24 protein-coding genes are annotated in these 14161 nt (G+C 67.7%); all 24 read right to left on the bottom strand.

The genetic code is table 11. The features are described from left to right. On the bottom strand, positions 1-621 hold the full coding sequence (locus EDF18_RS10220) for an adenylate kinase (protein WP_123547702.1): 621 nt from the start codon (positions 619-621) through the stop codon (positions 1-3). After that, the gene (secY, locus tag EDF18_RS10215; protein WP_123547701.1) at positions 618-1940 is read right to left on the bottom strand and encodes a preprotein translocase subunit SecY; all 1323 of its coding nucleotides are present in this window, start codon (positions 1938-1940) and stop codon (positions 618-620) included. Before secY ends, EDF18_RS10220 begins: the two co-directional genes overlap by 4 nt. 69 nt (positions 1941-2009) lie before the next feature. Next, the gene (gene rplO, locus EDF18_RS10210) at positions 2010-2636 is read right to left on the bottom strand and encodes a 50S ribosomal protein L15 (RefSeq protein WP_123547700.1); all 627 of its coding nucleotides are present in this window, start codon (positions 2634-2636) and stop codon (positions 2010-2012) included. Next, a complete protein-coding gene (gene rpmD, locus EDF18_RS10205) occupies positions 2636-2821 on the bottom strand; it encodes a 50S ribosomal protein L30 (protein ID WP_123547699.1) in 186 nt (61 codons plus the stop codon). Before rpmD ends, rplO begins: the two co-directional genes overlap by 1 nt. Next, positions 2821-3576: a 30S ribosomal protein S5 gene (gene rpsE / locus EDF18_RS10200; RefSeq protein WP_123547698.1), complete on the bottom strand. Its 756-nt coding sequence runs from the start codon at positions 3574-3576 to the stop codon at positions 2821-2823. The genes rpmD and rpsE overlap by 1 nt, the downstream gene beginning before the upstream one ends. Further along, positions 3573-3944: a 50S ribosomal protein L18 gene (rplR, locus tag EDF18_RS10195; RefSeq protein WP_123355181.1), complete on the bottom strand. Its 372-nt coding sequence runs from the start codon at positions 3942-3944 to the stop codon at positions 3573-3575. The genes rpsE and rplR overlap by 4 nt, the downstream gene beginning before the upstream one ends. A 2-nt stretch (positions 3945-3946) precedes the next feature. Then, the gene (gene rplF, locus EDF18_RS10190) at positions 3947-4483 is read right to left on the bottom strand and encodes a 50S ribosomal protein L6 (RefSeq protein WP_123547697.1); all 537 of its coding nucleotides are present in this window, start codon (positions 4481-4483) and stop codon (positions 3947-3949) included. 6 nt (positions 4484-4489) lie between these two features. Next, on the bottom strand, positions 4490-4888 hold the full coding sequence (gene rpsH, locus EDF18_RS10185) for a 30S ribosomal protein S8 (RefSeq protein WP_123547696.1): 399 nt from the start codon (positions 4886-4888) through the stop codon (positions 4490-4492). 141 nt (positions 4889-5029) lie between these two features. Continuing rightward, a complete protein-coding gene (gene rplE, locus EDF18_RS10180; protein WP_123547695.1) occupies positions 5030-5617 on the bottom strand; it encodes a 50S ribosomal protein L5 in 588 nt (195 codons plus the stop codon). Further along, entirely contained in the window at positions 5617-5976 is a 360-nt protein-coding gene (rplX, locus tag EDF18_RS10175; protein ID WP_123547694.1) for a 50S ribosomal protein L24, read from the bottom strand. Before rplX ends, rplE begins: the two co-directional genes overlap by 1 nt. A 3-nt stretch (positions 5977-5979) precedes the next feature. Next, on the bottom strand, positions 5980-6348 hold the full coding sequence (gene rplN, locus EDF18_RS10170; protein ID WP_043593350.1) for a 50S ribosomal protein L14: 369 nt from the start codon (positions 6346-6348) through the stop codon (positions 5980-5982). Positions 6349-6382: 34 nt separating this feature from the next. Beyond that, entirely contained in the window at positions 6383-6679 is a 297-nt protein-coding gene (gene rpsQ / locus EDF18_RS10165) for a 30S ribosomal protein S17 (RefSeq protein ID WP_123547693.1), read from the bottom strand. Further along, a complete protein-coding gene (gene rpmC / locus EDF18_RS10160) occupies positions 6679-7011 on the bottom strand; it encodes a 50S ribosomal protein L29 (protein WP_123547692.1) in 333 nt (110 codons plus the stop codon). The genes rpsQ and rpmC overlap by 1 nt, the downstream gene beginning before the upstream one ends. Further along, positions 7011-7430: a 50S ribosomal protein L16 gene (rplP, locus tag EDF18_RS10155; protein WP_043593355.1), complete on the bottom strand. Its 420-nt coding sequence runs from the start codon at positions 7428-7430 to the stop codon at positions 7011-7013. Before rplP ends, rpmC begins: the two co-directional genes overlap by 1 nt. A gap of 2 nt (positions 7431-7432) precedes the next feature. Next, entirely contained in the window at positions 7433-8212 is a 780-nt protein-coding gene (rpsC, locus tag EDF18_RS10150) for a 30S ribosomal protein S3 (protein WP_123547691.1), read from the bottom strand. Next, the gene (rplV, locus tag EDF18_RS10145; RefSeq protein WP_123547690.1) at positions 8212-8604 is read right to left on the bottom strand and encodes a 50S ribosomal protein L22; all 393 of its coding nucleotides are present in this window, start codon (positions 8602-8604) and stop codon (positions 8212-8214) included. Before rplV ends, rpsC begins: the two co-directional genes overlap by 1 nt. A gap of 24 nt (positions 8605-8628) precedes the next feature. Continuing rightward, a complete protein-coding gene (rpsS, locus tag EDF18_RS10140; RefSeq protein WP_123547689.1) occupies positions 8629-8910 on the bottom strand; it encodes a 30S ribosomal protein S19 in 282 nt (93 codons plus the stop codon). Positions 8911-8922: 12 nt separating this feature from the next. Further along, entirely contained in the window at positions 8923-9762 is an 840-nt protein-coding gene (gene rplB / locus EDF18_RS10135; protein ID WP_123547688.1) for a 50S ribosomal protein L2, read from the bottom strand. Positions 9763-9781: 19 nt separating this feature from the next. Further along, complete coding sequence (gene rplW, locus EDF18_RS10130; protein ID WP_123547687.1) at positions 9782-10081, bottom strand: 50S ribosomal protein L23; 300 nt, start codon at positions 10079-10081, stop codon at positions 9782-9784. Further along, entirely contained in the window at positions 10078-10740 is a 663-nt protein-coding gene (rplD, locus tag EDF18_RS10125) for a 50S ribosomal protein L4 (RefSeq protein ID WP_123547686.1), read from the bottom strand. Before rplD ends, rplW begins: the two co-directional genes overlap by 4 nt. A 3-nt stretch (positions 10741-10743) precedes the next feature. Further along, positions 10744-11394, bottom strand: coding sequence for a 50S ribosomal protein L3 (gene rplC, locus EDF18_RS10120; RefSeq protein WP_191330343.1), 651 nt, complete (start codon positions 11392-11394; stop codon positions 10744-10746). Between the two features lie 17 nt (positions 11395-11411). After that, positions 11412-11720, bottom strand: a complete 309-nt coding sequence (rpsJ, locus tag EDF18_RS10115) for a 30S ribosomal protein S10 (RefSeq protein WP_043593369.1) — start codon at positions 11718-11720, stop codon at positions 11412-11414. Between the two features lie 451 nt (positions 11721-12171). Further along, positions 12172-13002: a DarT ssDNA thymidine ADP-ribosyltransferase family protein gene (locus EDF18_RS10110; RefSeq protein WP_123547684.1), complete on the bottom strand. Its 831-nt coding sequence runs from the start codon at positions 13000-13002 to the stop codon at positions 12172-12174. 115 nt (positions 13003-13117) lie between these two features. Next, positions 13118-14092: a DNA topoisomerase IB gene (locus tag EDF18_RS10105; protein WP_123547683.1), complete on the bottom strand. Its 975-nt coding sequence runs from the start codon at positions 14090-14092 to the stop codon at positions 13118-13120. Between the last annotated feature and the right edge of the window lie 69 nt (positions 14093-14161).

The raw sequence follows: 14161 nt of genomic DNA, 5'->3' as shown, positions 1-14161 counted from the left end.
TCAGGACGCGGAGGCGGTGGGCCTGAAGCCGGCGCCCATGAGAGCGTCGTCGATGCGCGAGGCGACCTCGTCGATGCTGCCCAGGCCGTCGACCTCGACGAGCAGGCCGCGATCGCGGTACGTCTCGATCAGTGGAGCGGTCTCGCGGAGGTAGACGTCCTGCCGGTGGCGGATCGCCTCCTCCGTGTCGTCGGAGCGCCCCTGGTCGAGAGCGCGTCGGCGCAGGCGCTCGACGATCTCGTCACGATCGGCGACGAGCTGCACGACGGCCGCGAGGGCCTCGCCGCGACCGGCGAGGAACTCGTCGAGGAAGTCGACCTGCTGCACGGTGCGCGGGTAGCCGTCGAGCAGGAACCCGTGCTCGGCATCCGCCTCCGTGAGGCGGTCGCTGATGAGCTCGTTGGTCAGGCTGTCCGGGACGTAGTCGCCTGCGTCGAGGATCGCCTTGACCTTGAGGCCGAGATCGGTCTCGCCGGCGACGTTGGCCCGGAAGATGTCGCCCGTCGAGATCGCGGGAATGCCGAACGACTCGGCGATGCGCACCGCCTGGGTGCCCTTGCCCGCGCCGGGCGGACCGACGATCAAGAGGCGCGGCGCCGGGACCGACTGTGCGCCGGTCATCGGAGGAGCCCCTCGTAGTGCCGCTGCTGGAGCTGCGAGTCGATCTGCTTGACCGTCTCGAGGCCGACGCCGACGATGATCAGGATGCTCGCGCCGCCGAAGGGGAAGTTCTGGTTCGCGCCGACGGTGGCGAGGGCGATCAGCGGGATGAGCGCCACGATGCCGAGGTACAGCGAGCCGGGCAGGGTCACCCGCGTCAGGACGTAGTCGAGGTACTCGGCCGTCGGACGGCCCGCACGGATGCCGGGGATGAACCCGCCGTACTTCTTCATGTTGTCCGCGACCTCTTCGGGGTTGAAGGTGATCGCGACGTAGAAGTACGTGAACCCGACGATGAGCGCGAAGTACACCGCCATGTAGAGCGGGTTGTCGCCCGAGGTGAGGTTCGCCTCGACCCACGAGACCCACGCCGCCGGGGCGGTGCCGTCGGTAGGCCGGTTGAACTGGGCGACCAGGGCCGGCAGGTACAGCAGCGACGAGGCGAAGATGACGGGCACGACGCCGGCCATGTTGACCTTGATCGGGATGTACGTGTTGTTGCCCCCGTACGTCCGCCTGCCGACCATGCGCTTGGCGTACTGCACGGGCACTCGTCGCTGCGACTGCTCGACGAACACGACGGCGGCCATGATGACCAGCCCGACCGCGATGACCATGAGGAAGATCTCGAAGCCGCGCGCCTGGGCGATGCTCCAGAGGGCCGTGGGGAAGCGGGCCGCGATCGACGTGAAGATGAGGAGCGACATGCCGTTGCCGATGCCGCGCTCGGTGATGAGCTCGCCCATCCACATGATGAGGCCGGTGCCGGCGGTCATGGTGATGACCATGAGGAGCACGGCGTACCAGGCGTCGTTCGTGATGAGCTGCTGGCACTCCGCGGCGCCGGAGCCCGCGAAGAGCGTGCCGGAGCGGGCCACGGTGATGAGGGTGGTCGACTGCAGGATGCCCAGCGCGATGGTGAGGTACCGCGTGTACTGGGTCAGCTTGGCCTGGCCGGACTGGCCCTCCTTGTAGAGGGTGTCGAAGTGCGGGATCACCACGCGCAGCAGCTGCACGATGATCGACGACGTGATATAGGGCATGATGCCCAGCGCGAACACGGACAGCTGCAGCAGTGCGCCGCCGCTGAAGAGGTTCACGAGCTCGTAGAGGCCCGAGGTGCCCTGGCTGCCGGCGAGGCAGAGTTGCACGTTCTGGTAGTCCACGAACGGAGCAGGGATGAAGGACCCCAGCCGGAAGAGCGCGATGATGCCGAGCGTGAACCCGATCTTGCGGCGAAGGTCGGGCGTGCGCATGATGCGCGCGACAGCTCTGAACATGGTGGGCCTCCCGGTGTGAAGGATAGACGACTGAAGGGGGTGGCCCTGACGGACCACCCCCTCAGGGCATTACTTGGTGACGGATCCGCCTGCGGCGACGATCTTCTCTTCGGCAGAGCCGGAGACCTTGTCGACCGCGACGGTCAGCGCGACGCTGAGGTCGCCCTGGCCGAGGACCTTGACCTTCTCGTTCTTGCGGACGGCGCCCTTGGCGACCAGGTCGACGATGGTGACGTCGCCTCCCTGGGGGTAGAGCTCGCCGAGCTTCTCGAGGTTCACAACCTGGTACTCGACGCGGAACGGGTTCTTGAACCCGCGCAGCTTCGGAGTACGCATGTGCAGCGGCATCTGGCCGCCCTCGAAGCCGACCTTGACCTGGTACCGGGCCTTCTGGCCCTTGGTGCCACGTCCGGCCGTCTTGCCCTTCGAGCCCTCACCGCGTCCGACGCGGGTCTTCGCCTTCTTGGCACCGGGAGCCGGGCGGAGGTGGTGCACCTTGAGCACCTGCGGACGCGCGACGTCCGACGAGCCGGCCGGAGCCGACGTCGTGCTGGACGCCGTCGACGCGGCGGCCTTGTCGGCAGCCGGCTTCTTGGCGGCGGCCTTGGGGGCAGCAGCCTTGGTGGTCGTCGCCTTGGGGGCGGCGGCCTTCTTGGGAGCGGCCTTCGCGGCCGGCTCCTTCTTCTCGTCAGCCATTAGTCAATCTCCTCGACCTTCACGAGGTGAGCGACCACGTTGACGTAGCCACGGTTCTGCTTGGTGTCCTCGCGAACGACCGAGTGGCCGATGCGCTTGAGGCCCAGGCTCCGCAGCGTGTCACGCTGGTTCTGCTTCTCGCTGATTACGGACTTGATCTGGGTCACCTTGAGGTTGGCGGCCATCAGGCACCTGCCTTCTCGGTCGCGGCGGTGCGCGCTGCGTCCTCTGCACGCTGCAGGAACGCCGGCATCACCTGGTCGATGTCGAGGCCACGACGGGCCGCGACGGCACGAGGCTCCTCGAGGAGCTTCAGCGCAGTGACGGTCGCGTGCACGATGTTGATCGTGTTGGACGAGCCGAGCGACTTGCTGAGCACGTCGTGGATGCCGGCGCACTCGAGCACGGCGCGGACGGGACCACCGGCGATGACACCGGTACCGGCCGAGGCCGGACGCAGCATCACGACGCCGGCAGCAGCCTCGCCCTGGACGGGGTGCGGGATGGTGTTGCCGATGCGGGGGACGCGGAAGAAGTTCTTCTTCGCCTCCTCGACGCCCTTGCTGATGGCGGTCGGGACCTCGCGGGCCTTGCCGTAGCCGACGCCGACGAGTCCGTTGCCGTCGCCGACGACGACGAGCGCCGTGAAGCTGAAGCGTCGACCGCCCTTGACGACCTTGGACACGCGGTTGATGGTGACGACGCGCTCCAGGAACTGGCTCTTGTCGTCACGGTCGCCGCGGCCACGGCCACCGGCGTTGCGGTCTCCGCGGCCCTGGCCGCCGCGACGGTCGGTGCGACCGCCTTCGCGGTTGTTGGACTCCGAGCCGGCAGCCGTCTCGACGGGGCGCTCGACGACGGCCTCGGCGGGAGCCTTGGCGGCCTCCGTCGTCGCCTCGGCCGGGGCCTCGGGGGGAGTGGTGTTCGTAGCGTCGCTCACAGGTTCAAACCAGCCTCTCGGGCGCCTTCGGCGATGGCCGCGACGCGTCCGGCGTACTTGTTGCCGCCGCGATCGAACACGACGGCCTCGATGCCCGCGGCCTTCGCGCGCTCGGCGACGAGTGCGCCGACCTTGCGGGACTTAGCGGTCTTGTCACCGTCGAACGTGCGCATGTCGGCCTCGAGGGTCGAGGCGCTGGCGACGGTGAAGCCCTTGCTGTCGTCGACGACCTGCACGAAGACGTGACGGGCCGAGCGGGTGACGACGAGACGGGGGCGCTCTTCGGTGCCCACGACCTTCTTGCGCAGGCGGGTGTGACGGCGCTTGGTGGCTGCCGACTTGGACTTTCCTCGTGTACCGAGACCCATGATTACTTACCTGACTTTCCGGCCTTGCGGCGGACGACCTCGCCGGCGTAGCGGACACCCTTGCCCTTGTAGGGCTCGGGCTTGCGCAGCTTGCGGATGTTGGCGGCGACTTCGCCGACGGCCTGCTTGTCGATGCCGACGACCGTGAGCTTGTTGTTGCCCTCGACCGTGAAGCTGATGCCCGCGGGCGGCTCGACGGTGATGGGGTGCGAGTAGCCGAGCGCGAACTCGACGTTCGAGCCCTTCGCCTGCACGCGGTAACCGGTGCCGACGACCTCGAGGCCCTTGGTGTAGCCCTGGGTCACGCCGATGATCTGGTTGGCGATGAGGGTACGGGTCAGGCCGTGCAGGGCACGCGACTCACGCTCGTCGTCGGGACGCGTCACGACGACGGTGCCCTCTTCGAGCTTGGCTTCGATGGGGCTCTTGACGACGAGCGCGAGCTCGCCCTTCGGGCCCTTGACCGAGACGGCCTGGCCGTCGATCTTCACGTCGACCCCGGCAGGGATCGAGATGGGGAGTCTTCCGATTCGAGACATGGCGGGTTACCACACGTAGGCGAGGACTTCTCCGCCTACGCCCTTCTTCTCGGCCTCACGGTCGGTCAGCAGACCGGAGGAGGTGGACAGGATCGCCACGCCGAGGCCACCGAAGACCTGGGGGATCTCGGTCGACTTCGCGTACACCCGGAGACCGGGCTTCGAGACGCGCTTGATGCCCACGATGGAGCGCTGGCGGTCGGGGCCGTACTTGAGGTCGATGGTGAGGGTCTGGCCCACGCGGGCGTCCTCGACCTTCCACGACTCGATGAAGCCCTCACGCTTGAGGATCTCAGCGATGTGGGACTTGAGCTTGCTGCTGGGGAGCGAGACGGTCTCGTGGTGAGCCGAGTTCGCGTTGCGCAGTCTGGTCAGCAGGTCTGCGACCGGATCTGTCATCGTCATGCGGTTGATCTCTTCCTCATCCGGTTTCGACATCCGGTACACCGGGTGCCGACCTCGATGATCGGGCGGTCACGGAGCGATTCTCCGTGACCTCAGGGGAACGGTCGGCAACTCCGATGAGGAGTTGCCGACCGGACGATCTTAGTTGGCCTGGTCGGCCGTGCGGAACGGGAAGCCGAGAGCCTTGAGCAGAGCCCGGCCCTCGTCGTCGTTCCGGGCCGTGGTGACGACGGTGATGTCGAAGCCACGGACACGGTCGATGCGGTCCTGGTCGATCTCGTGGAACATGCTCTGCTCGTTGAGGCCGAAGGTGTAGTTGCCGTTGCCGTCGAACTGGCGGTCGCTGAGACCACGGAAGTCGCGGATGCGCGGCAGCGCCAGCGAGAGCAGTCGGTCCAGGAACTCCCAGGCACGGTCGCCACGCAGCGTGACGTGAGCGCCGATGGCCTGGCCCTCACGCAGCTTGAACTGCGCGATCGACTTGCGTGCCTTGGTGACCTGCGGCTTCTGACCCGTGATGGCGGTGAGGTCCTTGATGGCGCCGTCCATGATCTTGCTGTCGCGAGCTGCCTCGCCGACACCGGTGTTCACGACGATCTTGACCAGGCCGGGGACCTGGTGGACGTTCGTGAAACCGAAGTCGCTCTTCAGCTGCGGCAGGATCTCGGCGCGGTACTTCGCCTTGAGGCGGGGCAGCGCGGCCGGCGTGCTCGTGGTGGTGTCAGTCATCAGAGGTTCTCTCCCGACGCCTTGGCGTAGCGGACGCGGACGGTCTTGGTGACGCCGTTCTTCGTGACCGTCTCTTCGCGGAAGCCGACGCGGGTCGGCTTCTTGGTCTTGGGGTCGACGATGGCGACGTTCGAGACGTGGAGGGGGGCCTCGTGCGTCTCGATGCCACCGGTCTTGGTGCCACGCTGCGTCTGGCCGACGCGCACGTGCTTCGTGACGAGGTTGATGCCCTCGACCACGACGCGGTTGCGCTCGACGAGGACCTCGAGGACCTTGCCCTGCTTGCCGCGGTCGCCGCCGCGGGCCTGGGTCGCCCCGGTGATGACCTGCACGAGGTCACCCTTCTTGATGTTTGCCATGACTTAGATAACCTCCGGCGCCAGCGAGATGATCTTCATGAACTTCTTGTCGCGAAGCTCGCGACCGACCGGTCCGAAGATGCGCGTGCCACGGGGGTCGCCATCGGCCTTCAGGATCACTGCGGCGTTCTCGTCGAACTTGATGTAGGAGCCGTCCGGACGACGGACCTCCTTCTTGGTGCGAACGATGACGGCCTTGACGACGTCACCCTTCTTGACGTTGCCGCCGGGGATCGCGTCCTTGACGGTCGCCACGATCACGTCACCGAGTCCGGCGTAACGACGGCCGGAGCCACCGAGGACGCGGATGGTGAGGATCTCCTTGGCGCCGGTGTTGTCGGCGATCTTGAGGCGGGATTCCTGCTGAATCACTTCTGTCTCCTTCTACGCGAGCAGACCGCGAGGCCTACTTCGCCCTCTCGAGGATCTCGACCAGGCGCCAGCGCTTGGTGGCGCTGAGCGGACGGGTCTCGCTGATCACGACGAGGTCGCCGACGCCGGCCACGTTGGCCTCGTCGTGGACCTTCACCTTGGAGGTGCGGCGGATGACCTTGCCGTACAGGGGGTGCTTCACGCGGTCCTCGACCTCGACGACGATGGTCTTGTCCATCTTGTCGCTGGTCACGTAACCGCGACGGGTCTTGCGGTAGCCGCGGACCTCGACGGCTGCCGAGTCGACCTCGGTCTTGTTCTCGGTGGCCATTACTTCTCCTCGGCAGTCTCGACGGTGTCGGCGGCGGGCGCCTCGTCGGCGGCGGCAGCCTTCTTGGTCGACTTCTTGGTCGCCTTGGGGGCGGCCTCGACCGGGGCGGGGGTGGCACGGATGCCGAGCTCGCGCTCACGCAGGACCGTGTAGATGCGAGCGATGTCGCGCTTCACGGCGCGCACGCGGCCGTGGTTCTCGAGCTGGCCGGTGGCCGACTGGAAGCGCAGGTTGAACAGCTCTTCCTTGGCCTTCTTCAGCTCGTCGACGAGACGCTCGTCTTCGAAAGTGTCGAGCTCGACAGGACGGAGCTCCTTGGAACCGATCGCCATTATGCGTCGCCCTCCTCGCGCTTGATGATGCGTGCCTTGAGGGGCAGCTTGTGGATTGCACGAGTGAGCGCCTCCTTGGCGATCTCCTCGCTGACGCCGCTGAGCTCGAAGAGCACGCGACCCGGCTTGACGTTGGCGACCCACCACTCGGGCGAGCCCTTGCCGGAACCCATGCGGGTCTCGGCGGGCTTCTTCGTGAGGGGACGGTCGGGGTAGATGTTGATCCAGACCTTGCCGCCGCGCTTGATGTGACGCGTCATGGCGATACGAGCGGACTCGATCTGACGGTTGGTCACGTAGGCGGGCGTGAGTGCCTGGATGCCGTACTCACCGAAGCTGACCTTGGTGCCACCAGTGGCCTGGCCGCTACGGCCGGGGTGGTGCTGCTTGCGGTGCTTGACACGACGGGGGATAAGCATGGTTACGCCTCAGCTCCTGTGGTGGCGGGTGCCTTCTGCTCGCGGGGGGCGCGGTCGCTGCCCCCGCGACGTGCACCGTCACGGTCGTTGCGGCGCTCGGGGCGAGACGACTTCTGGTTCGCCTGCTCGCGCGCGAGCTCCTTGTTGGTGATGTCGCCCTTGTAGATCCAGACCTTGACACCGATGCGACCGAAGGTGGTCTTGGCCTCGTAGAAGCCGTAGTCGATGTTGGCGCGGAGGGTGTGCAGGGGCACACGGCCCTCGCGGTAGAACTCCGAGCGGCTCATCTCGGCGCCGCCGAGGCGACCCGAGACCTGGATCCGGACGCCCTTGGCGCCGGCGCGCTGGGCGCCCTGGAGGCCCTTGCGCATCGCACGACGGAACGCCACACGAGCAGCGAGCTGCTCGGCGATGCCCTGCGCGACGAGCTGAGCCTCGGCCTCGGGGTTCTTGACCTCGAGGATGTTCAGCTGGATCTGCTTGCTCGTGAGCTTCTCGAGGTCGCCGCGGATGCGCTCGGCCTCGGCGCCGCGACGCCCGATCACGATGCCCGGACGGGCCGTGTGGATGTCGACGCGGACGCGGTCACGGGTGCGCTCGATCTCGATCTTGGCCACGCCGGCGCGGTCGAGCGAGGTCTTGAGCAGCGTGCGGATCTTGATGTCCTCGGCGACGTAGTCGCTGTAGCGCTGACCGGCCTTGGTGCTGTCGGTGAACCACCGCGACACGTGGTCGGTGGTGATGCCCAGACGGAAGCCGTACGGGTTTACTTTCTGGCCCATTACTTGCTCGCCTTCTTCGTAGCAGCGGCAGCCTCGACCTCATCCGGCGTCGCGAGGACGATCGTGATGTGGCTGGTGCGCTTCAGGATCTGGAAGGCACGCCCCTGGGCACGCGGCTGGAACCGCTTGAGGGTCGCGCCCTGGTCGACGAATGCACGGCTCACGTAGAGGTCCTGCTCGTCCAGGTAGCTGTTGTCCTTGTCCGCCTTGACACGTGCGTTGGCCATGGCCGACGCGACGAGCTTGTAGACGGGCTCGCTGGCGCCCTGGGGCGCGAACTTCAGGATGGCCAGGGCCTCGAGGGCCTGCTTGCCGCGGATCAGGTTGACGACGCGACGGGCCTTCATGGGGGTGACGCGGATGTGACGCACGCGTGCGATCGACTCCACCATTTCTCTCCTCCTTACGTCGCCGCGTTAGCGGCGACGACCCTTCTTGTCGTCCTTCACGTGGCCGCGGAAGGTGCGGGTGGGCGCGAACTCGCCGAGCTTGTGGCCGATCATGCTCTCGGTCACGAACACGGGGATGTGCTTGCGCCCGTCGTGCACGGCGATGGTGTGTCCCAGCATGTTGGGGACGATCATCGAACGGCGCGACCAGGTCTTGATGACGTTCTTGGTGTTGGCCTCGTTCTGCGTGACGACCTTGCGAAGCAGGTGGTCATCGACGAAGGGGCCCTTCTTAAGACTGCGTGGCATCTTCTACAACTCCTACTTACGCTTCTTGCCAGCGTTACGACGGCGGACGATGAGCTTGTCGCTCTCCTTGTTGGGGTGGCGCGTGCGGCCCTCTTTCTGGCCCCACGGGCTGACCGGGTGGCGTCCACCGGAGGTCTTGCCCTCACCACCACCGTGCGGGTGGTCGACGGGGTTCATGGCGACACCACGGACGGTCGGGCGGACGCCCTTCCAGCGCATGCGGCCGGCCTTGCCCCAGTTGATGTTCGACTGCTCGGCGTTGCCGACCTCGCCGATGGTGGCGCGGCAGCGTGCGTCGACGTTGCGGACCTCGCCCGACGGCAGGCGGAGCTGCGCGTAGGGGCCGTCCTTGGCGACGAGACGCACCGAGGCACCAGCCGAGCGGGCCATCTTCGCGCCGCCGCCGGGCTTCAGCTCGATCGCGTGGATGATGGTTCCGACCGGGATGTTCTTGAGCGGCAGGTTGTTGCCGGGCTTGATGTCGGCGCCGGGACCGGACTCGACGATGTCACCCTGCGACAGCTTGTTCGGCGCGATGATGTAGCGCTTCGAGCCGTCGACGAAGTGCAGGAGCGCGATGCGCGCCGTGCGGTTGGGGTCGTACTCGATGTGAGCGACCTTGGCGTTGACGCCGTCCTTGTCGTTGCGACGGAAGTCGATCACGCGGTACTGGCGCTTGTGGCCACCACCGATGTGACGCGTCGTGATCCGACCGGCGTTGTTGCGGCCACCGCTCTTGGAGAGCGGACGGAGCAGCGACTTCTCGGGGGTGGAACGCGTGATCTCCGCGAAGTCGGCGACCGACGAACCGCGACGACCAGGAGTCGTGGGCTTGTACTTACGAATAGCCATTTTGTTTTCCCTCCGGGCCCTAGCCGACAGCCGTGAAGATGTCGATGGAGCCCGACTTGAGCGTCACGATGGCGCGCTTGGTGTCCTTGCGCTTGCCGGTGCCGAAGCGGGTGCGACGGGTCTTGCCGACGCGGTTCAACGTGTTGATGCTGTCGACCTTGACGTCGAAGATCTTCTCGATCGCGAGCTTGATCTCGGTCTTGTTCGACCGCGGGTCGACGATGAAGGTGTACTTGCCCTGATCGATCAGGGAGTAGCTCTTCTCGGAGACGACGGGCGCGATGATGACGTCGCGGGGGTCCTTGCCGTAGCCGCTCATGCGGTGGCCTCCTTCTTGCTCTTCGAGGCGACGAAGCCGTCGAAGGCGCTCTTCGTGAAGACGATGTCGTCGCTGACGAGGACGTCGTAGGCGTTGAGCTGGTCGAACGTGATCACGTGGACCGTGGGCACGTTGTTGACGCTCTTGCGGGTGAGCGCGTCGTCGCGGTCGATGACGACCAGGACGTGCTTGCTCGACGAGATCGTCGAGAGCAGCTCGAGTGCGACCTTGGTCGACACCGTGTCGGCGACGAAGCTCTCGACGACGTGCACGCGAGCACCGCGGGCACGGTCGGACAGAGCGCCGAGCAGAGCGGCGGCGATCATCTTCTTGGGGGTGCGCTGCGAGTAGTCACGTGGCTGCGGACCGTGGACGATGCCACCGCCGGTCATCTGGGGAGCACGGATCGAGCCCTGACGAGCGCGGCCGGTGCCCTTCTGCTTGAACGGCTTGCGGCCGGCACCGGAGACCTCGCCGCGACGCTTGGTCTTGTGCGTGCCCTGGCGAGCGGCGGCCTGCTGGGCGACGACGACCTGGTGGATGAGCGGCACGTTCGTGACGACGTCGAAGATCTCGCCGGGCAGCTCGACCGTGCTGGTCTTCACGCCCTTGGCGTCGAGGACGTCCACCGAGGTGGCCGTTGCGTTGATGGTGGCCATGAGCTACTTCCCCTTCACGGCGGTGCGGACGAAGACGATGCGGCCACGAGCGCCGGGGACGGCGCCCTTGACGAGCAGCAGACCCTTCTCGGCGTCGACGGCGTGCACCGTGAGGTTGAGGATGGTGACGCGGTCCCCACCCATGCGACCGGCCATGCGCATGCCCTTGAAGACACGGCTGGGGGTCGACGAAGCACCGATCGAGCCGGGCTTGCGGTGGTTGCGGTGCGCACCGTGCGAGGCGCTGACGCCCTTGAAGTTGTGACGCTTCATGACACCGGCGAAGCCCTTGCCCTTGGAGGTGCCGACGACGTCGACCTTCTGGCCGGCCTCGAAGGTCGCAGCCGTGAGCTCCTGGCCGAGTGCGTACTCGGCGGCGTCGGCGGTGCGGACCTCGGTGAGGTGGCGACGGGGCGTGACGCCCGCGGCGTCGAAGTGGCCCGTGGCGGGCTTGTTCGACTTGCGGGGGTCGATGGGGCCGGCGGCGATCTGGACGGCGCTGTAGCCGTCCTTCTCGAGCGAGCGGATCTGGGTCACGACGTTGGGAGCGATCTCCACGACGGTGACGGGGACGAGCTTGTTGTTCTCGTCCCAGACCTGGGTCATGCCGAGCTTCTTGCCCAGGAGGCCCTTGACGTTCTTGGTGCTGCTGATGGTCATGGTCGCCTCCCCTAGAGCTTGATCTCGATGTTGACGTCGGCCGGGAGGTCGAGGCGCATGAGCGAGTCGACTGCCTTGGGCGTCGGGTCGACGATGTCGATGAGGCGCTTGTGCGTGCGCTTCTCGAAGTGCTCGCGCGAGTCCTTGTACTTGTGGGGCGAACGGATCACGACGACCACGTTCTTCTCGGTCGGCAGCGGCACGGGGCCGACCACCGTGGCGCCCGCGCGGGTGACCGTGTCGACGATCTTTCGCGCGGAGGTGTCGATGACCTCGTGGTCGTACGACTTCAGCCGGATGCGGATCTTCTGTCCCGCCATGTGTGACTCTCTCTCGTTCGGACGTCGCGCACCTCGGGGGCCGCCTGACGCTGTTCGCTGGGCGAACATCTGGCTCTACACGATCTCCGAGGGCTGTCGCCCTCGCGTACCGCTGTTCTGGTGTCAAGCCATCTCGGGAACGATGCGGGCGGCCGCCCGACGGGTTCCGCGCGAGAGGACCTCGGGGAGGTCATCATCGTGTCCACCGTCGCGCAGAGCTCGGCCCTGGCGGTGTTCCTGTGTGAGATGTGTCCTGCTACCCGCGGCCCAGACGTCTTGCGTCTGTGCACTGCCTGGCAGTGATCCGGCACTCGCGCACGGCGAGCTCGGAATGTTGAACTAGACGATTTTGCCACACCTGGGCACAAGCTGCAACCCGGGCGTGTCGCGGATGTCAGCCGCGCTGTCGAGGGGGCCGGACGGGCCCCCTCGGACCTTCCTCAGGCCGTCGTCAGGCCGTCTCGGCGGGGCGGAACCACGGCGGGTAGACCGCCACGCGAGGGGCCGCGCCCCCGGCCTCGACCAGCAGCTGCTTGACCCGGTCGCGCATCTTGTCGTTCGGGACGCCGATCAGCATCACGGAGTCGAGCGGGACGGCGTGCGGGACGAGCACCTCGGGCTCGAGCAGGTCGGGGTCGGCGAGCGAGAAGCGGCGCACCATCGAGGAGGCGGCGTCGACGCCGGCCGCCGAGCGGACCCCCTGCACGGCAGCGTCGCGCTCGGTGACGACGAAGTCGTCCTCCAGCGCGGTCACGGGCACGACGAGCATGACGAAGTCGGTCGCCTTGGCGCCGCGGGCGGCGTCGGACCACTCGTAGCCCTCGGCGCCCGAGCGGAGGACCTCCCACGCAGAGGCGTGCGGCGAGAGGGAGAAGGGCACGTGCGCGGCCACGGCGGCGCCGGAGGCGGTCGTCACGGAGGCGCGGAGGGCGCGTGTCGCCTCGGAGCTCACGTCGAGGACGGGGGCCGCCTGGGCGGCGGGGACGAGCTCGCCGGCGGCGAACACGGCCGGCAGGTTGCTCACGTGGGTCCAGTGGTAGACGCGCTGCGCCTCGAACGCGGGCGCGACGCGAGCGGCGGACTGCGCCGCCACGGCCACGGCTGCGGAGTCACGGGCCAGAGCCGGCGTGCTGCGCAGCGACTCGGGCTTGCGCGAGGGCGCGCGGCGCTTGGTGACCAGCGTCCGTGCCTGCCCGTCAGCGTCGAGCAGGGGCTCCCGCTTGCGCGGTGCGCAGATGTCGCACAGCTCTCGCTCGAAACCGTGGATGCACTCGTCAGTCACTGCAGTTGGTCCTCTCGAGCGCCCGACTCGAACGGACGCAACCCTCTACGGTACGTCATGGGGCCGCCCGCTCGCGACCGCCCGCGGGACGGCCGGGCGCCTCCTCGTCCCCGGGTCATCGGAAGAGCAGCGACCGAACCTCGGACTCGGCCGACCCCAGGCGCCCGGGGTCGATGGTCTCGCCGTGCAGGTAGGCGTCGACGAGACGGGGGTCGACGTACGAGGAACGGGCGACGGACGGGGTGTTGCCGAGGACGTCGGCCGCGTCGCGCATGGCCTGCGACACGGCACCCTTGCGCTTGCCGACTCCCGCCTGCGGGCCCGTCCTCGCGAGGCTGACCGCGGCAGCCACCGTGCCGTGCAGGGTGCGGAAGTCCTTGGCCGTGAACTCGTCCCCGGCACGCAGCTTCACGTACTCGTTGATCTCGGAGGCGTGCAGCGGTCGCCAGGGCGAGCCCGCCTCGGGACGCCAGGCGAGCAGCCGCGACCGTCCGCCGCGTTGCTTGTACCCGCGCACCACCGTCGCGAGGTCGGGGTCGCGGATCTGGGAGTCCCAGTCCTGGCCGCTCTTGCCCGGGAAGGCGAGCGAGACCACGTCGCCGGACACCTTCGCGTGCGCGCACAGCAGCGTGGAGAGGCCGTGGCTGCCGTGCTGCTCGGCGTACCGCTCCGACCCCACCCGGAGGGACCCGGTGTCGAGCATGCGGAACGCTGCGGCGAGGGCGCGGTCGCGCACAGGCTCGTCGAGGCGCAGGTCGCGGGTCACGAGACGTCGCGCCGCGGGGAGGGACTCGGCCAGGGCGAGAGCTCGGTCGAACTTGAGGCGGTCCTTCTGCTCCCGCCAGGTCGGGTGGTAGATGTACTGCCGACGCCCGGCGCCGTCGACGCCCGTCGCCTGGATGTGCCCGTTGGCGTAGGGGGCGATCCAGACGTCCGTCCAGGCGGGCGGGATGCCGAGGTGCTCGCACCGCTCACGGAGCTCGGGATCGGTGACGCTGGAGCCGTCCGCGTGACGGTACGAGAATCCGGCACCGCTCGGGACTCGCGAGAGGCCCGGGGAGCTCGAGTTCGTCCTTCGGAGGCGCGGCATCCGTCGATCGAACCACCGACGGCCTGACCCGCGGTGGGCCGGGGTACAAGCCACGCCCCGTCCCGGAGG

Origin of the sequence: Frigoribacterium sp. PhB107 (assembly GCF_003751515.1) — a bacterium.
In the GTDB taxonomy this organism is placed as follows: Bacteria; Actinomycetota; Actinomycetes; order Actinomycetales; family Microbacteriaceae; genus Frigoribacterium.
Note: the sequence above shows the minus strand (reverse complement) of the source record. Positions and strands in the feature narration are given on the sequence as shown.